Origin of the sequence: Mycobacteroides immunogenum, assembly GCF_001605725.1 — a bacterium.
GTDB lineage: Bacteria > Actinomycetota > Actinomycetes > Mycobacteriales > Mycobacteriaceae > Mycobacterium > Mycobacterium immunogenum.
This window is the reverse complement of record NZ_CP011530.1, coordinates 2,200,538-2,226,111: the sequence shown is the minus strand read 5'-3', so window position 1 is coordinate 2,226,111 and position 25,574 is coordinate 2,200,538. Positions and strand designations below refer to the sequence as shown.

Sequence of the window (25,574 nt, the reverse complement as noted above, 5' to 3'; positions counted from 1 at the left end):
CGCGAGCGGCAGGCCGGACCAATAGCCTGACCGTCGCTGACCTGCGATGTGAGAACTTTCTTTACTGGTATCGAGACACCTGCTCGATACAGCGGCGAAGGCGTACCGCCGCTAACAGGAAGAAGTGCAGGTCACGTTCAAGAGTTTGGAGTTCCACGTGGTCGGCGTGCCGCTTGTTGAAGCGTCGGTCGATGCGTCCTGATTGGAGCGCCACGGCGTTGATCCAGTTGGTTGCCTCGGTGCGAAGACGCTCGACAATGACGCCCTCTGATGGGGCATTGCGTTGACGTTCCGTTGCCCTCATTCTGTCCCTGCTGTGTGATCCATGGGGTGCGTTACACCGGGGAGGAAGTGGTGTCGGGGGCCGCTGGCCGCGTGCGGCAGAGCGATGAGGTGTGTGCCCGAAACCGCGGAGTCCGGTTGTTGGAGGTGGCTTCCGATCAGGTTGACGAGTGTGGCTGCGACCGCTACGAGGTCGGCTGCCGAGCCGTGGAATGTGGGGACCGAGCAGCCCCTGGTTGGTATAAGTTCGTCATCGCTGGGTTCTTGCCACAGCGTGTGGTAGAGCTCAAGTCCGCTGTCGCCCTGGATTGTTCGGCCAGCGTCTTGATCGATGCTGGAAACTGTCGCTGTTGCGCTTGCGGCGCACAGCACGGCTAGGCCGAGCGTGCCAGAGCGAGCGTCTGTGGCGACCTGAGCGATCAATGCCTTTCGCGTCGGCGCAGTTGCCAACGCATCGAGACAGCTCGTGATGCCGTTGTTCACTGTGGCGTCGATGATGAGATCCGCTGCCAGGCATGACGTGTGGTCTTCTGGGAGGTGCCCTTCTGCGACGGTGACCGTCAGGTCATCACGGATCGCGCGGAGCCGTCCAGCGAGTGCCTCGGCTTTGGAACGGCCAATGTCGTCTTCGACGTAGTTTTGTCGGACGAGCAAGCCGCCGGTGACGATGCCAGGGTCGCACACGGTGATCTCCGATGCTCCTGCGCGAGCGATGAATTCGGCGATCCATGATCCGAGCCCGCCGCAGCCCCAGATGTGGACAGTCTTTCGTTGAAATCCGTTCACGGGGCGGCCGTCGTCGCGGCGGGTTGTCACTTCGGGTCGTTCGTCGGACATCCTGCACCACTCAATCGGGATTTCAGTGTTGATCTTCGCGGGGTCGAGAACAACCCCCACACCCCGTTGCTGCGCGACCTCGCGGAGCGCATTCGCCGTTGGGGTGGGGAGCCGTCCGCCCAAGAGGTGGGGTGGGCCTCCAGCGGGGTGCGGCACGGCGAGGACGAAGTATTGCTCGGCGTCGTGGTGATTTCGTAACGCACTCGCCAGGAGGGCGGTGAGGAACGCCGGCGATTGCGGTGCGATCCGGGGAGCCCGTCCTTCGAGGCGGTCAAGGTAGGGGTCGTCCAGGAGAGCAAGCAGTAGCGCGAATGTGGATGCGGCACCGAACGGCAGCGCGGTGGCCAGGGTAATTACCGGTACGCGATGCCCGGCAGCTCCAGGCGAGTACGTCAGGTCGTATCGGTGCGTTGACCGGGCGATCAGGTGAGCCGTTTGGTGGCGCTTCGCCGGTCCGGGTTCTCGGGTAACGATCGTCGGTGTGTCATGTGCCTGATGCGGCACTCCGCCAACAGCGTGGTACATGGCGGTGGCGGCGTCGAAGTTTCCGGCGGCCGCGTCGACGAGCCAGTCCCAAAGGCGGGTGAGTAGGCCGGCCACACCAAGCGTCGGCTGCCATTCCCGTGAAGGATCCAAATAGATGCATAGTCGTTGACCCGCGAGCACATGGGGGTAGCCGAGAAACCGAGTGTGATCAACGTCGATAGCCGGTAGCGAGTACGAAGAGGGGCGAAGCTGAAGGATGAACTCCTCGGTCTCTTGAAGTTGCAGGCCACCCGGATGATGCGGGATGGCGGCCGTGCGTAGCGAGATGCGGAGCGACGCCTCGCCGCTAGCGTCGAGCGTGGGTCTTCCTCGGACCTGGATTTCGTTGGGACGTTGTTGCGCTAGCGCTTTGAGTTCGGCGAGGAGATGCTTCTGCCAGCCCGTCAGCGTGGGCTGGTGGCGTCTGGTCACCCTGCCCGACCAGAGCGCCCCACTGTTGAGTCCGCGGCAGAGGTGGCTGCTGGAAACTTCGCGCTAGCGGTTGTTGTGGCCGGCGCCTTGAATCCGTCGCCGAAGATGTTCTGCCACAGCTGGACACTGCGGTCTTTGTCTTTCTCCTCGTAGGCCGCTTCGATGTCGGCGGCATGCACGTGGATTCGGTCACGGAAGTAGCTGTAGGTCGCCTGAGCGCTCTCGGGGTCTGGTCCCCACCGGTGGTCGAACGTCACGCCGGAACCGGACGGGTCGGCGATGGAGGGCTTGATCGGGTTCGCTTGCAACCAGGTGTCGAGGTCTTGCACGACATGAAGAAGAGTTGTGGGGACGTTGCTGTAGTAACTCGGGTCCAGGAGCTTGCGCAAGTCTGTTACCTGCTCCCCCAGCATGGTGGTCAGCAGGACTGAACGTGTGCCGGTGAACGAATTCTTGTGATCACGAAGGTATTTCATGAGTCTGATCACTTTGCGTAAGTTCCCGCTGGCGATAGAGTCCTGTTTCTTCATCCAATCGGTGAAACCCTGCGGGTTCGTCAGCTCCCACTCGTTGTCGTCGCGGTTGACGATGACCTCTCGACCGTCGGCCAGGTTGAGGTGAGGGACGATGTCGACGTGCATGGAGTTGGCGTAGACGAGCCGCGCGCAGCGGCACTTACGTGAGTGCGGCATGGTGCCGTAGGTGCTGTGCCGATGCAGGGCTGCGTAGACCTCATCGATGTAGGTCTTGGGGTTGTCGGCCCAGTCCGGGTTCTGGCTCATGTCGAGCATGAAGTCGGCGTCGAACTCGTTGTCACCGACGGGGTTGATGATCGTGCGGTGTGCCCAGGAGCCTTGCGGCGTCTTGCCGGTGATCAGCGCACCGATTTCGACGTCGGCTTTGAGTGCCTTGTAGATGGCTTCGACGCGCTGGTTGAGTAGGTCCAGTTTGAACTGGCTGAGATTGACCGTGTCTTTCAGCAAGACGTTGAAGTGGTCAGCGAGTTGCATTGGGGGCCTCCGTGTGTGAAATGCTGCCCGGATCGTCGCGGTGTCGGCGTCCGTTCACCGGTGTGTATGCGGGCGCCTGGTGGTCAGCGAATTTCGCGGTGTAGCTAGGGCTGAGTTCTCGGCTGACTGAGGCAGCGAGGCCGGCCACGTCCTTTGGGTCCGCCGAGTCCAGTGCGTAGAGGCCGCCGGGCACTAGAGCGTCGAAGCGCGTGTAGTTGGATTTGCCGATCAAGTGTTCGGCGAGGCCCTGTCCGCCACGGCTGCTGGCGTTAAGGATCAGCGGGGCAATCGGTCTTGCCCAGTGTAAGAGTCCGCCGCGGTCCAAGCGCTTGGGGTGATCGGTCAGCTGATCAATGGTGCCGACGTTGAGGACGGTAATCGCGTCGAGAGGAACACCGAGCATGCTGACGGCCTCGGCGATCGCGACGACAGCCGGGTTGTTGGCCCATACTCCGCCGTCAATGAGCCTGTGTCCGTCGACGTACGCCGCGGGGAAGTACAGCGGCGCCGCCGAGGTCGCCAGTGCAACGTCCACCATCGGTATGCGCCAGTCGCGGGTCAGCCGTGTGTGGTGCGGAGTCTTGAAGATGTGCACGGCCCCGCGTTGTACATCCCACGCGGGAATGACGAGTCGCTTCGTGCTGTCGCCAAGGAGTCGGGCTCCGAGGACGCCGGTCAACGCTTGCCGCAGCGCCTCTGCGTCATAGATGGGCGATCTCAGCTGCCGTGGTCGGCGCCATCCTCGCCGCCTCGACGCCGGAAAGACTTTCTCGACCAGTTCTTCGTAGTGGGAGACAATCTCCTTCGGCGTGAGGCCCGCACCGAGACCCAGTGCGACGATGCCGCCCGCCGACGTGCCAGCAATGAGGTCGAAGGAATCGGTGATCCTAACGCCCAGATCCTGCTCCAGACGTGCAAGCACATGCGCAGTGAACAACGCCTTGGCGCCCCCTCCATCGAGAGCGAGGACCTGGAAGCGCTCGGGGCGCGGGCCAGCCGCCTCGCGCTCGGCTGCTGGATAGACCTGCGCGGCGAATTCGCCAGGTCCCGGCGAGGACGTACCATTATCAAGGTTGGCAGGCGTCGCGGGAACTACATCCATGTAACTAGACTACGCCGCTCCGCCGACAACGACCTAGCCGTTATTGCCACCGGCGTGGGGACCCGCGCAGCCAGCAGCCATGTCAATGCTCCGGCTCAGCATTTGCCGGCTCCGTCGAGACCGAAACCGTTTCGCTCGGCGTAGCCGCACGGAAACGAACGACTGTCTGCTGGTGCGTCATCGCGACACGATGGCGACATGGCGCCGGAGCAGCGCCCGCACTCTGGCCGGCACCCTCGTCGGCGGACTGGAGATCATCTGCGCTGCCACACGCGCAGCGTCGCCGCGCTCGCCGGCCTTTGTGATCTTGGGGTCGCCCAGGCGCCACGGCGAAGCGTGGTAATCGGGTTGTGACGCGACGATCTCCAGTAGTGTCTCGATATCCTGGAGGTCACGTTCGGAGTCGCGAACGGTACGTGCCAGCATCTTCAACACGAATGCTGCCTCGACGTCGGGAACCGGAATTTCGAACTCAACCGTGTCGCCGTCGGTGAGTCGGGCTGTGACGGCGACTTCGATCGGCGGTAGGGCGAGCGCCAACCGCAGCCCTGGCGCTCCGTCGAAGGCTCGTTCGCCGATGATCCGCTTGCCTGGTTTGGCTGCGGTGGGAACTAAGAGGTCGACCGCTTGCTCACCCCGCTCGTAGCGGTTGCCGCACTCAGCGGTGTACCCCAGTGCGGTGAGTCGATCGTGGAGGTTCCCGGTGGACGCCACGTTGACGTCGATCCCGGTGTCTGCGTCGGAGGTCAGTCGCGGTATGCCCGACACGTTGTAGACGTGCCGCAGCAGTCGCACCATGTGACCGCCGATGACGCGGTACTCGATGTCGGCAGTGACTGCGGCCACGTCACGCAGTGCACGCATTCCGTTGTCGTCGGCCACCGCAGTGCAGGCGATTTGCACCGATGCTGTTCCGGTCACCGGTGCACGATCCAGTCGCTGAGATGCTGCGGTGCACCGTCGCCAAGATCGGCACCGCCGCTGAGGTCCTGAAGCGCAATCACTGGATCCACAGTGATGATGTCGGAACGCTGCGTATCACGAACCCGCCGCCACCAGGCCGCGGTCGTCCAGACGGTCGGGTCGGCGGGAACCCGCACAGTCAAGGTCGCTTCCTCGGCGGTGGCCTCCACCAAACCGAACTCGGAGAGGTCGACCAGTTCTTTGGCATAGACCAGACCTCTGGTTGGTACCTGCCACGGTCGCAGGACGTCGGCGGCGACCTCGCCGCCAGCAAGGATCGGCACGGTGAGCTCGGCGCCGAGTCGGGTCGCACTGCGCACCTGCTCCACTACCGGATCCATTCCATACCAGTACGTTTCGACAAGTCCGCTGTCCGCAGGTACCAATGCCAGTTTCACCAGGAGCTCCCGGCGCGCAGCCTCGGTCATCGGCGTGTCCGGCAGCGGATCCTTCTCGGTCATTTTGGACACCGCCTGCTGGCTAACTCCGATGGCCGCGGCAATGTCGCGTTGGCGGAGGTGACCGCGCGTAAGCACACAGACCCGTTCAGCCGCCCGCCGCCGCCAGCTGCGCTCGCTGGCGGCGCGGGGCGGCCGTCCTGGTGTTGGCGTTCGGTAGGTTCGCCCGGAGAGCACCAGTTCGCCGGTGCTGCCGACGCTGAGATCCACGTCAGCCTGAGCCAGGAGCGCTGAACGTGCCTCATCTGAGATGGTCTCGCACACCACGAATACGCGGCGGCCTGGATGGCGGCGCACACGACTAAGGACTGCGGCCGGAGATGGCACACGTTCTGCCAGAACCAGGTCCGCTACTACGGCGCGGCCATCGATTCGGTATGTGATGCTGTGTGCATCACCAGTCACCATCCGCACGCCTGCGTCGACCAAGCGGGCAGGAATCGAAGCAGAGAGCACGTCTGTTACTCTACTCAGTGACTACTTGTCAAACAACCTATTGTCGATAAATAGCGTTCTGGTTGTTTGACTTCGACCAACCAGTGGCGTACAAACCGTCCATTGATCCGTCATACGCTGGTGGAGTTTAACGGGCCTAGCGTCGAGGAACCTGAGCAGATAGAGCTACTCTGACGTTTTCGCGGCGACGCCGGTAGCCCAGGCATCGCTGACAGCCGCTGACTCTTAATCAGCGGGTCTGGGGTTCGAAACCCTGACGGCGCACCATGCAAACGCAATGCTCAGGCAGGGTTGTTGTCGTTTCGGAGTGTTTGCTGCCTGTGACAGATGTGACCGATGTGACCGAAAGGTCTCCATATTGTCCCCGCGCTGCGGAAGCAGACCCACCACAGCAAACGGCGCGTCGGCGTGACATGTGAGACCGCCGTCCTAAGGTCGTGCCGTGTCTAATATGCCTCCCGACCCCGATGCATCTGACTCACGCGAGGACGGTGCACCTACCAAAGAGGCCTGTGCCAAGCTCTATCAGGAAGTGGGTCTGCTGCACGATCAGGTGACAATTTCGGTCACGCGGCCTGACTGGCCGTCGTGGTCATGATGGCTTCGTATTCGACGGGGGTCAACCGGCCGAGGGCGCCTTGGCGGCGACGTCGGTGGTAGGTGCGTTCGATCCAAGTGACGATGGCGATCCGCAGCTCCTCTCGGGTGGCCCAGCGGCGGCGGTCGAGGACGTTCTTCTGCAGCAGGCTGAAGAAGCTCTCCATCGCCGCGTTGTCGCCGGCCGCGCCGACACGTCCCATTGAGCCGACCATGCCGTGATGGTGCAGGGCCTGGACGAACTTTCGACTTCGAAACTGCGACCCTCTGTCCGTGTGAACCACGCAGCCGGCGACCACCCCACGGCGGCCGACCGCGTTGCGCAGCGCGGCGGTCGCCAGGCGTGACTTCATTCGGGAGTCGATCGAATAACCCACGATGCGGTTGGAGAATGCATCCTTGATCGCGCAGAGGTAGAGCTTGCCCTCGCCGGTATAATGCTCAGTTATGTCGCTGAGCCACAACATGTTTGGCGTTTCAGCGGTGAAGTCGCGCTGGACCAGATCGTCGTGCACCGGCGGTCCTGGTTTGCCGTTCTTGCCGCGCTTCTTGCCGAACACGCTCCACAACTGCTGCTGTGAGCAGATGCGCCAGGCGGTGCGCTCGGCCATCGGCTCGCCGGCCTCACGGGCCTCCTCGACGAGGTAGCGGTAGCCGAACTCGGGGTCCTCGCCGTGCGCGTCGAACAGGGCGTTGGCGCGGTATGCCTCGACGAGTTCGGCATTGGTGATGGGATTTGCCCGCCAGCGGTAGTAGGGCTGGCGGGCGAGCTTGAGTACCCGGCGCGTCACCGCGACGGGAATCCCGTCGGCGGCGAGCTCACTTACGAGCGGGTAGACCCTTTTCCCGGCAGATTGGCCTGCGACAAGTACGCCGCTGCCCGCCGTAAGACTTCATTCTCTTGTTCCAACAACCGATTTCGGCGTCGTAGCTCGCGCAGATCAGCGGAGTCATTGGTGCTCTTACCTGGCTTGGCGCCCTCGTCGACGTCGGCTTGGCGCATCCACTTGGTCAACGTCATCGGGTGCACGCCGAAATCGGTGGCGATCTGCTCGATCGTCACCCCGTCGTCGCGGTTACGGGCAACGCGGACGACGTCGTCGCGAAATTCACGGGGGTAGGGCCTAGGCACACTGACATCCTTCCAGCCCGCCCGCTTTGGGCAAGCCAACTCAGATGTCACCTATTGGTGCAGCAGACCCGATGATCGTGGGCTGGCGGGTAGCGTCGCACATGCGTACCACCATGGTGCTGGATGCGTTGGAGATGGCTCGTTGGTCACGCGGAAACACATTGCCGGGCTTGACATGTCACTCCGATGCCGGATCGCAATTCACCTCTATCCGCTATGGCGAACGGCTCGCCGAGATCGGAGCGGTCCGCTCGATCGGCACGATCGGAGACAGCTACGATAATGCCCTGGAGACGGTGAACGGCTACTACAAGGCGGAGCTGATCTACGGGCCAGTCCGCACCAGGCCGTGGAAGACCGTCGAGGACGTCGAACTCGCGACCCTGAGCTGGGTGTACTGGCACAACACCAGCCGCTTACACAGCTACCTTAATGACATCCCACCCACCGAGTTCGAAGCCGCGTTCCACGATGCACATGGGACCGACCAACCCCTGGCCGGAATCCAATAACCCGAGCCTCCGGGAAAGTCAGGGCGATTCAATCAAGTAGCTAGAGTCCGATACGTTTGGCGATGACCTCGTTCATGATTTCGTTGGTGCCGCCGCCTATTCCGAGAATTCGGCAATCTCGATAGTGTCTCTCGATCTCAGACTCACGCATGTAGCCCATCCCACCGAAGATCTGAACCGCCTCATTGACCACGTAGTCGCACGCATACACAGCGGTGTTCTTGGCCATCGACACCTCGGCAACGACATCCTCCCCCGCTAGCCACCTCTGCATGACCGCACGGGTGTAGGTGCACGCCACGTCGACCTGTCGAGCCATCTCCGCAAGCTTATGGCGAATGATCTGGCGCCCCGTCAAGGGTCTACCGAACGTTTCACGTTCCCGCGCCCAACTCTTGGCAAGGTCGAGAGCCCGACCCGCCGTCGCGTACGCCTGGACGGCGATGCCGAGCCGTTCAGCCTGAAATTGCTGCATGATCTGCAAAAACCCACTGTTCTCTGCCCCCACCAGGTTGTCAGCCGGTACGCGAACGTCGACGAAAGACAACTCGGCGGTGTCGCTACATCGCCACCCCATCTTGTCTAACCGGCGGGACACTTCGAATCCAGGCGAATTCTTGTCGATCACAAGCAATGAAACTCCACCGTAACCCGGTCCGCCGGTGCGTACCGCCGTAGTAACGAAGTCCGCTCGAACTCCGCTGGTGATGAACGTCTTTGCTCCGTTGACCACGTAGGTGTCCCCCTCGCGCACCGCGCGTGTGCGCAGATTCGCGACATCTGAGCCTGCCCCAGGCTCGGTAACGCCCAGCGAGCCGATCATCTTTCCTGCGAGCGTAGGACGGACATATCGTTGAATCAGGGCGTCGGAGCCATTGGCGGCAATGTGGGGAAGGGCAATGCCATGGGTGAACAAGGCGGCGCAGACGCCAGTGGACCCGCCTGCGGCCAGGATGGCCTCAGTGACCAGTGCAGAGTCAATCGCATTGCCGCCGCTGCCGCCGACTTCTTCCGGGAACCCGATTCTGAGAAGCCCCACCTCGGCAGCATTGAGATGCAGGTCGCGCGGAATCTCACCCACGTGCTCCCATTCCGCTAGCTTCGGCGCGATTTCACGTTCCGAGAAAGACCGCGCCATTTGGCTCAGCGCTCGTCGCTCCGGCGTGGTCCACACCTCCGGGGCGATAGCGAAACGAGCAGCCCCATCCCTGCTTGCCGTGGTCGTGCCAGCGTCCGTCATCTCAGCCTCCCAGAGAATGTGATAGATGATCGATGAGGTGTCTGATGCTTGCCGTCCTCACGACGGGAAAGAAGGACCCGACGCCAACCACCCAAGGGGCCCGGCCGCATGATCTGCAGCAACGCAAGGACATGGAGACCAGCAGTGGGCATGATGCTCTTCAGAACCGGACCAGCCCTCGGATATTTTTTCCTGAACGCATATCCTGGTAGCCCTCATTAATTTGGTCGAGGGAGTATTCGCGGGTGACCAACTCATCGAGCTTCAACAACCCAGCGGAGTACAGCTCGACCAGTCGCGGAATATCGTGCGGCGCATTGGATGAGCCATACAAAGCGCCACGAATCTGCTTCTCGTAAAGCGTCATTTCAAGCAGTGATCCTGAGATCGATGAGTCGTCGGGGTGCCCGATGGCCGTGACCACGACGCGCCCGCGCTTTCCGACCAAGGCCAGCGCTTCCGCGGTGTAGGAGGCCTCAGCCACATCGGTGGTGAGGATGCAGACATCAGCCAGCTTGCCCAGCGTCATATCGCTGACCAGCGACCAAGCTTCATCCATCGAGGCCGCGGTGTGCGTCGCACCGAACCCGCTCGCTTGCTCTCGCTTGAACTTCACCGGATCGACCGCCACAATCGCCAGCGCTCCCGCGATTCGCGCGCCCTGAATCGCATTCATTCCGATTCCGCCCGCTCCCACTACCACGACGGTGTCCCCGGCGCGCACCTCCCCAGTCCGCACCGCAGATCCGTAACCGGTCGTGACGCCGCAACCGATCAAGGCTGCCCGATCCAGGGGGATTCCGCCGTCAATCTTGACCACGGACGCCTGCGGCACCACTGTGTACTCGGAAAACGTCCCGAGCAAACACATCTGCCCGACGTCCTCGCCTCGTGCGTGAAAGCGATAGGTGCCGTCGATCTGCGGTCCCATCATGAGCGCCGCTCCCAACTCACAGAGATTGCCCATGCCGCGCGCGCAGTACGAGCAGCGCCCACACGAGGGAAGGAAGGTCAAGATGACAGAATCACCTTCGGACAGTTCCTCAACCCCTTCGCCGCACTCCACGACTGTGCCAGCACCCTCATGACCCCCCACTACCGGCAATGGGATCGGGAGGTCGCCGGTCACCAGATGTTCGTCGGAATGGCACAAGCCGGTGGCCGCCAGCCGCACGAGGACCTCCCCGGGACCTGGCGGATCCAAATCGACTTCTTCGACCTCCCACTTCTGCTCCAAGCCCCACAAAACAGCCGCACGTGTCTTCATGTTGAAGTCCCTTCTATCGAATTACGCTTCTCGAGTAGTTATCCCGACCGCGCACGGTGGTCGCGCGAACTGTCCTGGATGATCTCCGGGCACATCGCCCAGAGGCCCGCGCCGCTCACCCGGGCCCGGGCGCGGTACCGCACCGACATCACACATTGAGCAGGTCGTGACGCTTGTCGGCCTCAAGGATTGCCCGGTATTCCGGAAAGAGGTTCTTTGCCTGCGGTATGAGCTTGATCAGTTTGGTGACAGGACCTTTCGCTCGTACAGTTCCTTTCGCCATCGCCATGGTCAAGTTCACCTTCCCCAACCAGAACCTGTTGCCGGTATCCGCGGACATGAACAATTCGACATTCGGTGTAACGCCACTGTCCGCGCCGGTCTCTACGACCTTCTCCGGCATATCCACGGTTACTACCGCATCCGGATCGGTGTAGTGGATCCGTAACACCACCCCGGACCCGGCAAGTCTGTTCGCAAGGTCTTCGTTCTCCAAACCTCGTCGAAAGATGCCGGCGAGGTAGCGGTAAACCTCTTCCGCATCAGCGAAGACAGCCATCGTGATTCTCCCTTCCTATGACACAATTCAAAGCGCTCAAATAAATCTGCTGGGTCGCAACCAGTTCGGCTTGCTCCGAAGCAATCAGAACTCATAGGAGTAGATCTCCTGCCTCCCTCAGCGCCTCCGCGAGTCGACGTTCGGCTGTCGGCAATTGCGCAGCCACGGACGCGGCGCCGCTCGCTCTTCGGTGCGGATCTGCACCGCGGTCATAAGCGGCGTGCGCAACCGCGGTCCACAACTCAGATGCGGTCTTTGCAGCCTCCGCTGCTTTAAACGCAGGTTCGAAACTCAACTCTTCAGCGACGCGCCGACATCCACGTGCTTGCAGATCTCGGAACAGACCGCCTCCGGTTCCGGCTTTTTCGATGAAGGCGCTCAGCGCAAACAAGGCTCCGTCGAGGGTGTCGTCGTCAAAGATCTTCGGCCACCGCTTGAGATCCTCCACAAAAGTCGATACCCCTGGTAGCCCACGCACCTGAATTTCACAATCGGAGTCCTCGGTGATCGGCGCGCTCACACACGAACCCTGCATCGCGTCCGCGGACCTACGGAAGGCCGACCGGGCAGCATTGCCGAGATCTGGTGCCGCGCCGGGCCACTCGACTACGTAGGTGGTGTGCCGCGTGGGGACGGGAAATCCCGTCGATGCCCGCGCCTTCCGTAGATTCTCGTAAGGCACGGCTTGAGGTGTATCGCGATCGTTATCGACCACGAAGGCGAGTTCCTCGTCGTCGTCGTACCCTACGATCACGACATCGTGCCGGCTCATACTCAGACGCGTTCTCAGATAGGGCAATTCGGCGATGTCAGTCCACACCATGACCGGCGTACCGGCATCGATCTGTTCGGTCACCCATTTCCACCCGAGATCGGGGTCGTCTGTCGAACGACACTCGAAGCGCGCGCCCAACCGGGTCAAGTATTCGTCTTCGAGGTCCGCGCTGCGTCCAACGAGGTAGATCGGTGGACGTAGGTGGGCCGAGCGAACATACGAGAAGTCGAGGGCCCCGCCGAGAGCAAACACGATGCCTTCGTCCGGGGTGTCATCACCCCAACGGATCCCGGCCCATTCGGTCAAATCCCGAAGAGCCCCCGATCCGCAGTGGCCGCCCATGTCGTGGCGATACGGCACCACCATCGATGCCATCAGTCCTCCTCCTCTAGATGACTAACGTGCGGGCGGCAACTCCTCTGAGTCATAGGGAACGCGAGATGATTTCCTTCATCACCTCGTTCGTGCCGGCATAGATTTTTTGCACGCGCTGATCCACCCACAACCTCGAGATGGGGTACTCGGTCATGTAGCCATATCCGCCGTGAAGCTGCATACAGTCATCGAGTACCTTCATCGCTCGCTCAGTGGTCCACCACTTCGCCATGGCGACGGTCTGCACGTCGAGTTGACCCGCAAGGTGCAGGTCGATGCAGTAGTCGAGGAACACTCGTGCGATGCGCGTTTCTGTCGCGGCTTCAGCCAGCGTGAACTTGGTGTTCTGAAAGCCAAAGACAGGCCGACCGAACGCCTCCCGCTCACGCGTGTACTTGAGCGTCTGCTCCAGGGCAAGTTCCATCGCTGCGACAGCCCCCACCGCGACGATGAGTCGCTCTTGTGGCAGCTGCGTCATCAGCTGAATGAAGCCCTGTCCCTCAGACTGGCCCAGTAGATGCGAGCGCGGAACTCTCACTTCATCGAAGAACAACTCGGAGGTGTCCTGGCCGCGCTGGCCGATTTTGTCGAGAACCTTGCCGCGCCGGAATCCCGCCCGGTCAGCCTCGACAACGATCAAAGAGATGCCCGCAGCGCCCTGGCTCGGATCTGTCTTGGCAACAACGATGATGAGGTCGGCCTGTTGGCCGTTGGTGATGAAAGTCTTGGAGCCGGTGATCACGTACTCGTCACCGTCCAGGAGGGCTTTTGTCTTGACGCTCTGCAGATCGGACCCGGTCCCCGGTTCTGTCATGGCGATCGCCCCGATCATTTCACCGGACGCCATCTTGGGAAGCCACTGCGCGCGCAGCTCTTCAGTCGCGTACTGCAGGATGTAGTGGGCGACGATTCCGCTGTGCAGTCCCGCGCCCCATGAGCTGTCACCTATGCGGGCCTGCTCTTCAAGCACGACCGCTTCGTGCGCGAAAGTGCCACCGCCTCCGCCGTATTCCTCAGGTATAGACATGCAGAGCAGGCCCAGCTCGCCTGCTCGGTTCCACAGTTCTCGGTCGACGTGGTGCTGGTCTGCAAAGCGGTTCGCATGCGGCGCCAATTCGGCCGAGAAGAACTTCGCAGCGAGGTCACGAAGCTCGAGTAATTCGGCATTCATCCAGGGAGAGATTGGTGAGGACATGATTACCTTCCGACTGTTGGAATTCCAGGGATTTGACGTTATGACGTTTCGATTTCGATGAGGTATTCGCCGGCAGAGTGGCGCGCACGGATGACCTTTTTGTCGTACTTTCCGACGCTCGTCCTCGGAATATCGGACACGAAGCTCCATCGCTCGGGAATCCACCATTTGGCGACTTTGTCCGCAAGGAACGATCGGAGTTGGTCAATGTCAACGTCGGTTCCGGGGTGGACGACGACAAGCGCCAACGGCCTTTCCTGCCATTTATCGTCCGCGACGCCGACTACCGCCGCTTCGTACACGGCAGGGTGGCCGATCAGCGTGTTTTCCAGCTCCACCGAGGAGATCCATTCGCCACCTGACTTGATGACGTCTTTCGAGCGGTCGGTCAGTGTCAGATAGCCCTCGGCGTCGATCTTGCCCACATCACCGGTACGCAGCCATCCTTCGTCGAACTTCTCCGTATCGTTGTTTCCGAAATAGGACCCGGTGATCCAGGGACCGCGCGCCTGGATCTCCCCAACTGATTGCCCGTCCCACGGCACGTCTTTCCCGTCGTCGTCCCGCAACCGGATTTCGACACCGCAGATCGGTCGGCCCTGGGATGCGCGCAGCTCCCAGCGCCGCGTCGCGTCGGCTCTGTGAGCCGGACGTGCAACGGTCGCCAACGGAGAGGTTTCGGTCATACCCCAGGCCTGCACAATGGGCACGTCGTACTTCTCTTCGAATGCCCGCATCAACGAAAGCGGAACAGCAGACCCCCCGCACGCGACCAGCCGTAACGAAGAAATGTCCCGCTCAGGGTGCGAATCCAGATATCGGTCGACATCGTTCCAGATCGTCGGCACTGCACCGGCCAAGGTCGGTCTGGTGTCTTCGATGATCGACACCAACGGTTCGGCTTGGAGATACCGGTCAGGCAGTACCAGATCCGCACCGGACATCAACGCTGCGTAAATAAGCCCCCACGCATTGGCGTGAAACATTGGGACGATGGCCAGCACACGGTCGGCCTCGCTGACTGACAAAGCGTTAGCTGTGCAGGCGGTCAGGGAGTGAAGGTACGTCGAACGGTGGCTGTAGACGACGCCTTTGGGATCTCCGGTGGTACCGCTCGTATAACACATGGCCGCGGCGGACAGCTCGTCGAGCTCAGGCCAGTCAAATGATTCTTCTTGGCCGGCAAGCACTTCCTCGTAACGCAGAACGGTCTTCCCGCATCCCTGGAGCGGGGCAAGGTCGCCCTCTCCGGTGACGATGACGGTGTGCACCGACGCCATCGCTGGGAGCGCGCGCGCCAACAACGGGGCAACCGAAGCGTCGACTAGGACGATCTGATCGCTCGCGTGATTGGCGATGTACGCCAGTTGCTCTGGGGCCAAACGAATGTTGAGCGTGTGCAGGACCGCGCCCATGGAGGGAATCGCACAGTAGGCCTCCAGATGTTCCTGGTTGCTCCACTGGAAGGTGGCCACGCGTTGGTCTGCCGTGACGCCAAGACTGCGCAGCGCATTGGCAAGGCGAGCCACTCGCGCCAGCACAATGCGGTAAGGCGTTCTCCGATATCCATTTCCGGTCGGAGTGACGACCTCGCTGTCACCGTGTATGGCTGCCGCATGCTGGACGATCGCCGACACCGTGAGCGGAACATTTTGCATTGTGCTTTGCATCGTGTAGTGCCCTTTCAGGCGAAGAGGTCGGGACGGCTGTTCGGCTGATCGATGAATGTGCCGTAATGCGTTCTCAGTGCTTGCAGGATGTCTGCTAGGGGTAGATCGTCGTAGGCTCCCCGGTCGCGCAGATACTCCATGTGCTGGGTGCCGTCAGCGGTGAAACCATGGAGTAGCGCGTCGCTACGGCCGTCGAATTCGATCGGCGAGACACCGAAGCGTGCGCACAGCTCGCGATTGAACGCCGGGGTGGCCTTTACCCACGCACCGTTGAGGAACATGAGACTGTAGCCGTGGTAGACGAAAACGTCGCTACCACCCATCCGCTCGCGCAATGCCTTGGTCTGGAGGTGGTTTCGGACGTCGGCGAACCCCAGCCGCGCCGGGATTCCCGCCGCTCGGCACGCTGCAGTCAAGAGCACGGCCTTCGGGACGCAGTAGGCCCGTTCTGCGGTCGCGACGGTGCTGGCGCGATACGCGTGCGGGTTGTCGGTCACCGTGTAGGGGTCGTACCAAATGGAGTCACGGACCGCGGTGAAGATGGCGATGGCCTTCTCGGTGTCGCCGCAGGCACCACGGATCGCCGATGACACGAAGTCACGTACCGAATCTTGTTGCCAGTCAAGAAACTCCGTGGGTTCGAGGTAGGGGCTGTGGTCGACGGTCATCGGCGCTTCATCTCCAACGGAAGTCCGTCCACCGGAATGGGCAGCGAGGTGTTGTCCCATCGGACGTGATAGTTCTCCGGAACCTTCCAAGTGAACGAACGCAGCATCCTGTGCAGGATTGCTTTGACTTCGAGCGTCCCGAATTGCATGCCGATGCACTTGTGCGCTCCACCTCCGAACGGAACCCAGGCGAATCGGTGGTGTTGGTCTTCGCGCCGAGGCTCGTCGAAACGTGAGGGATCGAACCGCTCCGGATCACTCCAGATCGTTCGATCGAAGTGATTCACGGCAGGCGTTATAGCGCATAACGTGTTCGAGGGGATGTGATATCCATCGATGGCGACATCTCGAACCGTCTTGCGCATCACCAGCGGAACAGGTGCAAGCAGTCTGAGCGCTTCCTTGATCACGAGGTCGATGACCGTCATCTTCTCCAGGGCCTCGATGTCCGGCAACCCGTCACCGATGGCCGCGGCTTCCGCAGCCGCAGCCTCCTGCCACTGCGGATACTTGGCAAGGAAATAGGTGACCGCTGTGGTGGTGATCGTCGAGGTGTCGTGGGCCGCCATCATCAAGAAGATCATGTGATTCACCACATCCTCGTCGGAAAACCGCTCCCCGTCTTCGGTCGTGGCTTGACAGAGAGCAGCGAACAGATCCTCCGTTTCACCGGCTCGCGCGGCCGGCAGATGCCGGAAGAAGTAGTCCTCCAAAACGCGCCGCCCTTGCACACCAGCGCGGAATCTGGTTCCCGGAAGCGGAGCACGCACAAGGGAACTCGCCGCCCGGACCGTAGCGACGAACGCCTTGTTGACAGCATCGCTCTCGTCCTTGCCGCGGCCGCCCATGAAGACGTCGGTAGCGATGTCGAGGGTGAGTTCCTTCAACAGTGGGTAGATTCGAACCGACGGGCCCACCGGCCACGCAGGCACTGCCGAGCGAACGCATGGCGTTACCTGTTCGACGTATCCGGTCAGGCGCGGACGCGTAAACGCCTCCTGCATGATGCGCCGGTGCATCAAGTGCTCGTCGAAGCTCATGAGCATCAAACGGCTCTATTGCCATGAATGTGGATGACCTCATGTGTGGTATGGGAGTTCGAGGGTCACCGGTCCGCAGACGAGCATGATCATGGCGAGCGCGTTCTCGGCGTTGTGGAAGCCGTAGGCCCTGCGGATGATCAACCGGACCTTGTTGTTGAGCCCTTCGTGGCGGCCGTTGGCCAGTCCGCGCTCCACCGCGGCTTGGATGCCATCGAGGTGTTTGTTGATGGTTCGGCCGACCTTGACGAACTGCGGGATCCGGCACCGCTGCGCCCATGAGCACCATTTCCCGAGCATGTCGGTGACGGTGTCGGCGTCAAGATCCCCGGCGAACACCGCCCGCAGCGATTCCTTCAGTTCGTAGGCGCGGACCAGTGCGCCGCCCTCGCGTTTGAGCTGGGCGAGGGTGGCTTTCTGTGTGTCGGTGAGGGATTCGGGGTTCTTCAGCAGCGCCCAGCGGGCTCCCTTGTAGGTTTTGGCGATCTGCTTGTCCGACAGTTTGCGCGCGGACTGCCATACCTGACGGCGAACGTCGTCGAGGGCGTCGGTGGCTAGTTTGACGACATGGAACGGATCGAAGCAGATCACCGCCTGCGGGGCATGTGCGCGAACGGATTTCGCGAATGCCGGCCCGAGGTCCATCGACACGGCCTCGATCTTCTTCGCGCCATCGGCGGGTAGGGCCGCGGTGAAGAACGCGTCGAGAGTGGCTGCCTTCTTGCCCGGCGCACCCCACACGATTGTGCCGGTGTCGTGGTCGGACACCAAAGTCAAATACTTGTGGTGCTTGCGCCAGGAGATCTCATCGACGCCGATGTCGACCAGCCCGGCCAGCCGGTCGGGGTCCAGTTTCTCGGCCACGACGCGCGAACACATCGCCCCGACGGTGCGCCACGTGACGCGGCAGAACGTCGACACCGTCTTCTTGTCACACTTGGCGGCCAGCCAGACCGCAAGGTCCTCGAAGTCGCGGGTGAACCCCGATCCCGGCCGCGCGAACGGCACTGACTCGGCCAGGACACCGTGCTCGGGGCAGCGCAACCGACGTCGCCGCAGTTTGAGCACACATACCCGCCCACTGAGGTCCAGGTGCCGCCACGCCGAATCCACCATCCGTGTGTCGTAGCGGTGCCGGGTACGGAAATCGCAATGCGGACAGGACATCACCCGCTGTTGCGGGCGCACCCACACCGTCACCTTGTCGCCGCACTCGACGTCGCGGACCGTGGTCTTCGGCAGGTCGAGGACACGGTTGAGTAAAGTGGTCGCGCGCACGGGCAAGCTCCTTGGTACGAGGTGTAGGAGCTTTCGAACCTATGAGCTACCCGTGCGCCCAGACCACTCCGCCACGCGAGACATAGCACACCCCACCCGACCCACATTCATGGCAATAGAGCCCATCAAACCGCGATGGAAGAAGGCGTCGATCAGGAAGGACCAGCCATCCTGAGAGAATGCTTTCGCTTCGCTCGTGAACGCCTCTCGAGTGGCGTCAGGGCCGGCGATGACCACCATCTTGGTGCCGAACGCGCCCATCCACGACACCGAACCCAGACGGTCGTAGCGCTCTCGACTGAAATCCGAGCCGAATCGGATGTAGTCGAGCGTGTGACCTACGAAGGGCAGTCCGGCATCCCCCCGGACGGCTTTCAATCCACTGCCCGCGGGTGCCGGTGCCAGTTCACGAACCGGCCAGTCCCGGCTCCATCGACGCCATCTGTCGTCGACGGCGTGAGGCGCGGGGACCATGATCACAGAGGACAACCGCTCCTTCACGTGGTGCGCAGGTGCGAGAAGGTGATTCGTCATGGTTCCTCCTGGACGCTGGGCCGCTTTGACGGCGTCCACCAGTCTTTACAAAGATGCCATTGATGTCAATATCTAGACATTATTGGCCTAGCGGTTAAGTGCGCGTCTCGTGCCCTTAGTCGGCCAGGCTCGGTTCTGCAGGGTCTCAGACCTTTAGACGCCCGACGTTTCTCAAGACGTAATCGCCGCTGTGCGGCTTCCGGGTAAGGAGTCGATAAACCAAGGTAGGCCCCGGCCAGTTCGTCGGGATTTCCCCGCTCGAGGTTCGATACCAGCTCGCACACAGCGCCCACACCGACCTCCGTAGTCGCCTTCTCAAGCGCGTGTTGTAGCGTTGCGCGCTCTCCGTCCTGACATCGATCGCATGACCCGGATGAGCAGCCACGGCTTTGATGAGCGTTGCGATGTGACGGACTTGTGACTCGATCATGTAGAGGATCGACCCCGAGCCCACATTCGTGTTGGGACCATAAAGCAGGAACAGGTTCGGGAACATGGGGACAGTGATGCCCAGATATGCGTACGCCTGGGTCTTCCACACCTCGGCCAAGGAGACTCCGCGAGAGCCGCGCACGGACATCGGGGCGAGAAAATCGGTGGCGCGAAACCCGGTTCCGTAGATCACGACATCTGCAGGACGAAACTCTCCATCCACGGTCTTGACACCGTTGTCGCAGAGCTCTGCGATAGCCTTCGGCACCAACGACACGCGATCACTCGCGATTGCTGGATAGTAATCATTCGAGAACAGCACTCGCTTGCACCCTGGCGCGTCCGAAGGCATCAATTGCTCGCGCAAAGATGGGCTAGCAACCTGCCGATGTAGGTGGCGGCGCGCGATCGCACCGAGGACGCGTGAGAGGGGCTTCGCGTCGACTAGCGTCACAGCGAGCAACTCGAAAATTAGCCATACCGCGAAACGCTCGAGGCGCAGCGCCATCGGCAATAACTCGCTCACCCTGTCGTGAAGGACTCCATACCTGCTGTCCCACTTCGGCAAGATCCACGGAGCCGTGCGCTGATATAGCGTGACATGCTCCGCCTCCTGGGCGATGTGTGGCACGAATTGGATGGCACTAGCTCCTGTGCCGATGACGGCTACTTGCTTGCCGCGAAGCGAAACCGATCGGTCCCAACGCGCCGAATGAAAGCGCGGCCCCTGGAAGGTGTCTGCGTCGGCAATAACGGGTACGTGGGGCAAGGAGAGCTGACCCACGGCCGAGACGACGACATCGCAGGTTATTGTCTCGTTCGAGTTCGTAACCAGGGTCCAACGCCCTAGCTGGTCATCGAAGGTCATTGCGACAACTTCGGTCTGGGTACGCAGATGCGCGGCCAGTCCGCCACTCTCCACGAGTTGTTGGAGGTACTTGAGTATCTCGGGTTGCTCGGCATATCGCCGTGACCAACGAGGATTGGGCTTGTACGAGAGTGAGTACAACGCTGACGGCACGTCGCAGGCCGCTCCCGGATAGGTGTTGTCACGCCAAACACCCCCGATGTCTGCAGCCTTTTCCAGGATCGTGAAGTTCGTGAACCCGTCCTTCTTCAGCCGGTGGGCCATCGCAACCCCGGCGAAGCCGGCCCCGATGATCACGATCGACGGATCGTATGCGCGACAGGCCGTCGCGAAGTTGCTGCTCATGAGGCAGAGACGACTGACTTCACGCTGCGGCGGTCGAGGTGGTGTAGGTGTAGGAGCATTGCCTGTTCGGACACTTTCACCTGACTTCCGAGGCTTCAAGGAAGCGTCCCGCTCGATGAATCGCGTCTCGGGCTTCGGGAAGAATCCGGAACATAGCCTGGAATACATGGATCTGTCCCCGGTATACCTGGATCTCGACGTGGGATCCAGCTGATTGAAGTCGCTCGGCGAGACGGCGCGAGTCATCGATCAACATTTCTCTCCCGCCCACCTGAATGAGGATCGGCGGCATCGAGGTGAGGTCCGCGTCAAGCACGCTGAGGCGCGGATCTCCGCGATCTGCGCCACCTACGTAGAGGTCAAGAGCGCGCGCCGCTGATTGAGCGGAGGCAAAAGGATCCCGGCGGCGAATTTCACGCGCTCTGGCAAGTTCGCACCTGAGATCCAGGACGGGAGACATCAGCAGCATCGCATCAGGGAGCGGCAATCCAACTGCACGTGCGCCCAAGGCCGTGGCCATCGTGAGCTGACCGCCCGCTGAATCGCCGGCAACCGCGACGGTGCGCTGACAAGAACCCGGGGACCCTCCGCTGGTAAGCCAGCGATACGCATTCAGCGCATCGTCCGCGGCTGCGGGATAGGGATACCGCGGGGCAAGACGATACTTCACTGCGAAGATGGGGCGCCCGCTCGCCGAGGCGAGTTCACCAAGAAGACCGCGGTGCGTCTCCGGCGAGCACATAGAATAGGCGCCGCCGTGGATGTACAGCAAAGGGTTGGCATGCGGATTAATGGCAGGCGTGGTGATCCAGTCCCCACGAACCGGGCCTCCGGCGAATACAGTGTCAACCTTGCGCACTGTGACGCCGCGCCGAGGCCGTGAGGCTACGAGCGCTGTTCGAAGCACGCGATCCATCACCGCAAGTCCGTAGGCGTTTGATGGCATCAGCTGCGCCAGTGGCCGCAGCGTGGTTCGCGAGGACATCGCGACGAGATGACTGGCAAGACTGGGCTGCCAGTCAGGGGCATCCATTCTGGTCACCGGGGACACACCTCTTCGGGCCGATTCTCGAATCGGTAGTCCGAGAGGCGAAAGGTGCGGCTCCGCCAATAGGTCTCCAGAGTCGTTGATGGACGGAGTGGAACGTCACCGTGCCTGTCGAAGTAGTAGCTGTTGGCATTGGAACAGCTCGGCTGCCAGAAAACCTGTCTGTGACGCCGCCTTAGCACTTCGGCGAAATAACGGTCGTTCGCCTCCTTCTTGACCTCCACGCAGTTAGCACCCAGCGCCCGCGCGCGACGAAGACACCGGACGATGTGCCGACTCTGCGCCTCGATGAGCGTGAAGTACGAGGAACCGTTGTAGCCGTACGGGCCGAAGATGTTGAAATGATTCGGAAATCCCGGGACGCTCACCCCTTCGAAGGCCTGCAGTCGATGCTCGTCCCACCATGTAGCCTGCTCCAGCCCGCCGCGTCCCTTCAATACGTAAGTTGGCATGTTGCCCGACTCCATCACTTTGAAGCCGGTGGCCAGGATCAAGACGTCAATGGGATGAGCTTTGCCGTCTCGAGTATGGACGGATGCATGGTCGATATGGGTTATGCCGCTCGTCTCGAGCGAAACGTTGGACCGGTTGTACGTTGCGAGATAGGAATTGTGGAAGCTGGGTCGTTTACAGCCCAACGAGTAGCGCGGAATGAGTTGTTCTCTCGTCGTCGGGTCATGGACCTCACGCCGCATGTACCGCTTTGCGGCGCTCTCCATGACATCGGCGAACGGTATCACCGTATGAAAGTGAGCGGCGATTGGGAAAGTGATTTCCACGAACGCCTGGCTGGCGGTCCGGGTCGCCAATTGTGCCCCCGGCAGGAAATGTAGAAGCCTTCCACCCCACGTCGGTATGGGGAAGTCTGGCTTCGGCAGACAATAAATTGGAGTTCGCTGAAATACCGTCAGACTCTCTGCTTTCTTTGCGACTTCGGGTATCAGTTGCACCGCCGATGCACCGGTACCGATTACTGCAACCCTCTTCCCGCTGAGATCTTTGGCATTGTCCCATCTAGCCGTGTGGAGCGTAACGCCGGCGAAATCTCGCACCCCCTTGATTTCAGGCCACTTTGGCCGACTGAGAACGCCGGAGCAATTTATCACGAAGCGTGCCGTGAACTCCTCACCATTGGCACTGGTCAAATGCCACCGTGTTGCGTTCTCGTCGAAACAAGCCTCGGTAATGGTTGTGTTGAAACGAATATGGTCCCAGAGCCGATACTTTTCAACACATCGCTCGGCATAGGCTTTGAGCTCATTGCCGTGGGCGTACGTGCGCGACCAAGAGGGCCGCATTTCGTATGAGAATTGATAACTGAACGACGGTATATCGACAGCGATACCCGGGTAGGTGTTCCAGTGCCACGTACCACCTACGCCATCGGCGTCATCAACCATCAAGAAGTCGGTAAATCCCGCCTTCATCAAGCTAATGCCAGACCCGATGCCGGAAAATCCAGCTCCTATGATAATTATCTCGTAATTACGGTCGGACTTGCGATCCATTCCTGTATTTCACCGTTCTGACGGTCAGCCCTGCAAACTTGTATTCAGAGTGATTGCGTCAGCTCGACGTGTGTATCGTCGCGCCGGGTTATCACGTAATCATGAGGATCCAAGCGGGATAGTTCTCTCATAAACTGGGTCGCGAAACCTGGGTACATCGTGCCGTTGTAGCCGTCCTCGGTCAAATACCAACTGCTGCACCCCGAATTCCAAGTCGTTCGTCGAAGGCGGCGCTGAATTTCGGAGTGATAGCGGTCCTGACGATCCTCCCTCACATCCAAAGTGCCGATGTCATTTTGCTGAAGGAGCTTGATCGCCTTGACTATATAGTCAATTGCAGCCTCCATATATACGAGCGCCGAGTTGTGGCCTGGCCCGGAATTCGGTCCGAAAGTGAAGAATAAGTTCGGATACCCGGCCACGCTCACGCTCTTGAAGGCAAATGTCCCCTGAGACCATTCATCGCCGAGCTTCCGACCGCCGAGGCCGCTAATCGGGAACGGGGTGCCACGTTTGGCCACATCGAAGCCAGTGGCAAATACGATACAGTCCACTTCGTGCTCGACACCGTCGGCGGTCCGAACACCGTTGGGTGACAATGTGGCGATCGGCCAGCTGATCAGCTTGCAGTTATCCGCCTGTAGCGCAGGGTAATAATCACTGGTCATGAGCATGCGCTTGCATCCAGGCCTGAAATGGGGCGTCAACTGACGTCTCAACCAGGAGTCTTTCACCTGCCGACGGAGATGAGCCTTGGCCGCCAGCTGTATCGCGGACGTCGCGGCGGTGTTCCAGACCATACCCACTGCCATCACTTCGTGGGCCCAAAACCACGCGTCGCGGAGCGCTTGTTCGCTCACCGGCAGGTGTGTGAAGGTCGAACGCGCCCAGGCCGGATGCCTGAAGTTCACCCTGGGCAACACCCAGCCGGGCGTTCTCTGGAAGACTTTGACCGAGGCAGCCGACTTTACGAGCTCGGGAATGATCTGAACCGCGCTCGCGCCTGTCCCGATGACTGCAACCCTCTTACCGCCGAGATCGTAGCCATGGTCCCATCGAGCGCTGTGGATCTTTTTTCCACCGTACGAGTCAATACCCCGAATATCGGGAAAGCTGGCGTTGGCAAGTGGTCCACTGGCCATCACAACTGACCGGGTGTGATACCGCTTTCCATCTGCCGTGTCGGCCATCCAGATGCCGGCACTCTCATCGAATTCCAAGGCAGTCACGTCGGTATCAAACTGGATGAACCGGGCAAGATCGTACTTGTCGACCATATCGTCGATATATTCGAGGATCTCAGCGCTCCCCGAGTAGGTACGAGTCCAGCCCGGATTCGGCTCGAACGAGTAGGAGTAGAGAAGCGAGGGAATATCGCAGGCCGCACCGGGATAAGTATTGTCTCGCCAGGTGCCTCCGACGCGATCTGACCGTTCCAGGATGACGAAGTCATCCGTGCCCTCTTGAAGCAGTCTGATCGCCGCACCGATACCTGCGAACCCGGCGCCGACGATCAACGTCGTCGTGGTGCCTGTCATTTGGCAACCGGTTCGTAGGTCAGTTCGTCCGTCCAGGATGGCGGCCGACCGAAAATCTGAACAGGGAAAACATCGATCGCATTGCCAAGGCGCTGAGACACGAAGTGCAGAGGCTGGGACCGCTTGATGGACGACGACATGTGCGCCTTCAAGATGTGATAGCCGGGCACCCTCCGCGTATGCTCACTGCGATCGCCGACATTGGCATACCGCGTCACTGCGTTGTATAACTTCTCCTCGGACAGACCCATAGCGTTGAGATTCATCAACATGCGCGTCAGGAGCGGGATATACAGCAACGCGCCGGTGAGAATGCGCGGGTCGACAAGAGCACCCGCAGTTTGAATGGCGTGGATTCGCATCGGGCTGGCGCCCAGGTCATTCAAGACCTGGAAGCCAACCGCGAGATGCCTTGATTCGTCGCTGTTGACCTTGTTGAACACCTCCCCGCATACAGGGTCGTCAACCTCATCGAGGAGAAACTTCAGCAGCGCTCCATCGAGCGCAGTCTCCAGTGCCGGAATCGCGGCCCCGATGACGGTCAGGGGCAGGGCTTCCGCATAACGGTCCAGCCATTCGATGACCAGCCGAATATTCTTGTTCGGGACCGGTTTCTCGCCTTCCTCGAGCATGCCCCAGCGACGCATCAAGGCAAGTTCGGCATTGGCGTGACGCTGCTCCTCGGCGTGAAAGTAACGGTAAATGTCTCCGAGCGCTTCGAATGGCGCCTTTGGAGCCATCGCGGCGAAGGCACGTGCTCCAACATGCTCAATCCACACCACGTCGGACATGAATTGCTTGAGTTTGGGACGCTGTTCATCGGTGATCAGTTCCGCGCCAGGGGCGTTCCAATCGATATCGGCAAGAGCCCATTGCTTGTTTTTGATTGTCTCGAGCATGTCACTGTATGCGAAAGCCATTTTCCCTG

20 protein-coding genes and 3 pseudogenes are annotated in these 25,574 nt (G+C 60.9%); 1 reads left to right on the top strand and 22 read right to left on the bottom strand.

The window, feature by feature from the left end:
• Window positions 1-61: 61 nt before the first annotated feature.
• From ABG82_RS11095 to ABG82_RS11060, 7 genes are all read right to left on the bottom strand, one after another.
• Window positions 62-304 (bottom strand): hypothetical protein, encoded by a 243-nt coding sequence (locus ABG82_RS11095; RefSeq protein WP_005110614.1) that lies wholly within the window; start codon window positions 302-304, stop codon window positions 62-64.
• The gene (locus ABG82_RS11090) at window positions 301-2,076 is read right to left on the bottom strand and encodes a ThiF family adenylyltransferase (protein WP_011768281.1); all 1,776 of its coding nucleotides are present in this window, start codon (window positions 2,074-2,076) and stop codon (window positions 301-303) included. Before ABG82_RS11090 ends, ABG82_RS11095 begins: the two co-directional genes overlap by 4 nt.
• Window positions 2,073-3,086: an SMODS domain-containing nucleotidyltransferase gene (locus ABG82_RS11085; protein WP_005110610.1), complete on the bottom strand. Its 1,014-nt coding sequence runs from the start codon at window positions 3,084-3,086 to the stop codon at window positions 2,073-2,075. Before ABG82_RS11085 ends, ABG82_RS11090 begins: the two co-directional genes overlap by 4 nt.
• Window positions 3,073-4,188 carry a CBASS cGAMP-activated phospholipase gene (locus ABG82_RS11080; RefSeq protein WP_011560565.1) on the bottom strand — a complete coding sequence of 372 codons (1,116 nt, stop codon included), beginning with the start codon at window positions 4,186-4,188 and terminating at the stop codon, window positions 3,073-3,075. Before ABG82_RS11080 ends, ABG82_RS11085 begins: the two co-directional genes overlap by 14 nt.
• A gap of 177 nt (window positions 4,189-4,365) precedes the next feature.
• Window positions 4,366-5,109 (bottom strand): nucleotidyl transferase AbiEii/AbiGii toxin family protein, encoded by a 744-nt coding sequence (locus ABG82_RS11075; protein ID WP_011560566.1) that lies wholly within the window; start codon window positions 5,107-5,109, stop codon window positions 4,366-4,368.
• Window positions 5,106-6,017, bottom strand: a complete 912-nt coding sequence (locus ABG82_RS28720; RefSeq protein WP_017205323.1) for a hypothetical protein — start codon at window positions 6,015-6,017, stop codon at window positions 5,106-5,108. Before ABG82_RS28720 ends, ABG82_RS11075 begins: the two co-directional genes overlap by 4 nt.
• Window positions 6,018-6,631: 614 nt before the next feature.
• Window positions 6,632-7,794 (bottom strand): IS3 family transposase gene (locus ABG82_RS11060; RefSeq protein WP_225323256.1). Its coding sequence is split into 2 segments (ribosomal slippage): window positions 6,632-7,507 and window positions 7,510-7,794, totalling 1,161 coding nucleotides; the frame shifts between segments, so codons are not numbered across the junction.
• A 68-nt stretch (window positions 7,795-7,862) separates the two neighbouring features.
• Between ABG82_RS11060 and ABG82_RS11050 the strand changes: the two are divergent.
• Window positions 7,863-8,306, top strand: a pseudogene (locus tag ABG82_RS11050) (DDE-type integrase/transposase/recombinase); the annotation flags it as partial.
• Window positions 8,307-8,346: 40 nt separating this feature from the next.
• Here ABG82_RS11050 and ABG82_RS11045 read toward each other — a convergent pair.
• The 15 genes and pseudogenes from ABG82_RS11045 to ABG82_RS10975 form a co-directional block, all read right to left on the bottom strand.
• Complete coding sequence (locus ABG82_RS11045; RefSeq protein WP_011856018.1) at window positions 8,347-9,546, bottom strand: acyl-CoA dehydrogenase family protein; 1,200 nt, start codon at window positions 9,544-9,546, stop codon at window positions 8,347-8,349.
• A 160-nt stretch (window positions 9,547-9,706) separates the two neighbouring features.
• Complete coding sequence (locus tag ABG82_RS11040; RefSeq protein WP_011560572.1) at window positions 9,707-10,813, bottom strand: NDMA-dependent alcohol dehydrogenase; 1,107 nt, start codon at window positions 10,811-10,813, stop codon at window positions 9,707-9,709.
• A 148-nt stretch (window positions 10,814-10,961) separates the two neighbouring features.
• Window positions 10,962-11,372: an SCP2 sterol-binding domain-containing protein gene (locus tag ABG82_RS11035; protein ID WP_005110592.1), complete on the bottom strand. Its 411-nt coding sequence runs from the start codon at window positions 11,370-11,372 to the stop codon at window positions 10,962-10,964.
• Window positions 11,373-11,463: 91 nt separating this feature from the next.
• Entirely contained in the window at window positions 11,464-12,522 is a 1,059-nt protein-coding gene (locus tag ABG82_RS11030; protein WP_005086581.1) for a BtrH N-terminal domain-containing protein, read from the bottom strand.
• A gap of 49 nt (window positions 12,523-12,571) precedes the next feature.
• A complete protein-coding gene (locus ABG82_RS11025; protein WP_005086582.1) occupies window positions 12,572-13,717 on the bottom strand; it encodes an acyl-CoA dehydrogenase family protein in 1,146 nt (381 codons plus the stop codon).
• Between the two features lie 38 nt (window positions 13,718-13,755).
• The gene (locus ABG82_RS11020) at window positions 13,756-15,375 is read right to left on the bottom strand and encodes a fatty acid--CoA ligase (RefSeq protein ID WP_017205326.1); all 1,620 of its coding nucleotides are present in this window, start codon (window positions 15,373-15,375) and stop codon (window positions 13,756-13,758) included.
• A gap of 26 nt (window positions 15,376-15,401) precedes the next feature.
• Entirely contained in the window at window positions 15,402-16,055 is a 654-nt protein-coding gene (locus ABG82_RS11015; RefSeq protein WP_011560574.1) for a transglutaminase-like domain-containing protein, read from the bottom strand.
• Window positions 16,052-17,104 (bottom strand): annotated as a pseudogene (locus tag ABG82_RS11010) (cytochrome P450); the annotation flags it as partial. The pseudogene ABG82_RS11010 and the gene ABG82_RS11015, both read right to left, overlap by 4 nt.
• A 30-nt stretch (window positions 17,105-17,134) precedes the next feature.
• On the bottom strand, window positions 17,135-18,373 hold the full coding sequence (locus ABG82_RS11005) for an ISL3 family transposase (RefSeq protein WP_043080596.1): 1,239 nt from the start codon (window positions 18,371-18,373) through the stop codon (window positions 17,135-17,137).
• Window positions 18,374-18,496: 123 nt separating this feature from the next.
• Window positions 18,497-18,907: pseudogene (locus tag ABG82_RS28255) on the bottom strand (cytochrome P450); the annotation flags it as partial.
• A gap of 145 nt (window positions 18,908-19,052) precedes the next feature.
• A complete protein-coding gene (locus ABG82_RS10995; protein WP_017205328.1) occupies window positions 19,053-20,552 on the bottom strand; it encodes a flavin-containing monooxygenase in 1,500 nt (499 codons plus the stop codon).
• 76 nt (window positions 20,553-20,628) lie between these two features.
• The gene (locus tag ABG82_RS10990) at window positions 20,629-21,594 is read right to left on the bottom strand and encodes an alpha/beta hydrolase (protein ID WP_012296509.1); all 966 of its coding nucleotides are present in this window, start codon (window positions 21,592-21,594) and stop codon (window positions 20,629-20,631) included.
• On the bottom strand, window positions 21,591-23,108 hold the full coding sequence (locus ABG82_RS10985) for a flavin-containing monooxygenase (RefSeq protein WP_011560579.1): 1,518 nt from the start codon (window positions 23,106-23,108) through the stop codon (window positions 21,591-21,593). The genes ABG82_RS10990 and ABG82_RS10985 overlap by 4 nt, the downstream gene beginning before the upstream one ends.
• Before the next feature lie 44 nt (window positions 23,109-23,152).
• Window positions 23,153-24,646, bottom strand: a complete 1,494-nt coding sequence (locus tag ABG82_RS10980) for a flavin-containing monooxygenase (protein WP_011560580.1) — start codon at window positions 24,644-24,646, stop codon at window positions 23,153-23,155.
• On the bottom strand, window positions 24,643-25,566 hold the full coding sequence (locus ABG82_RS10975) for a hypothetical protein (protein ID WP_005086594.1): 924 nt from the start codon (window positions 25,564-25,566) through the stop codon (window positions 24,643-24,645). Before ABG82_RS10975 ends, ABG82_RS10980 begins: the two co-directional genes overlap by 4 nt.
• Window positions 25,567-25,574 lie beyond the last annotated feature (8 nt).

What these genes read in the sequence shown, in the direction of transcription:
- ABG82_RS11095 (WP_005110614.1), bottom strand. Translation starts at nt 304, where the DNA reads ATGAGGGCAACGGAACGTCAACGCAATGCCCCATCAGAGGGCGTCATT.
- ABG82_RS11085 (WP_005110610.1), bottom strand. Translation starts at nt 3,086, where the DNA reads ATGCAACTCGCTGACCACTTCAACGTCTTGCTGAAAGACACGGTCAAT.
- ABG82_RS11080 (WP_011560565.1), bottom strand. Translation starts at nt 4,188, where the DNA reads ATGGATGTAGTTCCCGCGACGCCTGCCAACCTTGATAATGGTACGTCC.
- ABG82_RS28720 (WP_017205323.1), bottom strand. Translation starts at nt 6,017, where the DNA reads ATGGTGACTGGTGATGCACACAGCATCACATACCGAATCGATGGCCGC.
- ABG82_RS11045 (WP_011856018.1), bottom strand. Translation starts at nt 9,546, where the DNA reads ATGACGGACGCTGGCACGACCACGGCAAGCAGGGATGGGGCTGCTCGT.
- ABG82_RS11040 (WP_011560572.1), bottom strand. Translation starts at nt 10,813, where the DNA reads ATGAAGACACGTGCGGCTGTTTTGTGGGGCTTGGAGCAGAAGTGGGAG.
- ABG82_RS11035 (WP_005110592.1), bottom strand. Translation starts at nt 11,372, where the DNA reads ATGGCTGTCTTCGCTGATGCGGAAGAGGTTTACCGCTACCTCGCCGGC.
- ABG82_RS11030 (WP_005086581.1), bottom strand. Translation starts at nt 12,522, where the DNA reads ATGGCATCGATGGTGGTGCCGTATCGCCACGACATGGGCGGCCACTGC.
- ABG82_RS11025 (WP_005086582.1), bottom strand. Translation starts at nt 13,717, where the DNA reads ATGTCCTCACCAATCTCTCCCTGGATGAATGCCGAATTACTCGAGCTT.
- ABG82_RS11020 (WP_017205326.1), bottom strand. Translation starts at nt 15,375, where the DNA reads ATGCAAAATGTTCCGCTCACGGTGTCGGCGATCGTCCAGCATGCGGCA.
- ABG82_RS11015 (WP_011560574.1), bottom strand. Translation starts at nt 16,055, where the DNA reads ATGACCGTCGACCACAGCCCCTACCTCGAACCCACGGAGTTTCTTGAC.
- ABG82_RS10995 (WP_017205328.1), bottom strand. Translation starts at nt 20,552, where the DNA reads ATGAGCAGCAACTTCGCGACGGCCTGTCGCGCATACGATCCGTCGATC.
- ABG82_RS10985 (WP_011560579.1), bottom strand. Translation starts at nt 23,108, where the DNA reads ATGGATCGCAAGTCCGACCGTAATTACGAGATAATTATCATAGGAGCT.
- ABG82_RS10980 (WP_011560580.1), bottom strand. Translation starts at nt 24,646, where the DNA reads ATGACAGGCACCACGACGACGTTGATCGTCGGCGCCGGGTTCGCAGGT.
- ABG82_RS10975 (WP_005086594.1), bottom strand. Translation starts at nt 25,566, where the DNA reads ATGGCTTTCGCATACAGTGACATGCTCGAGACAATCAAAAACAAGCAA.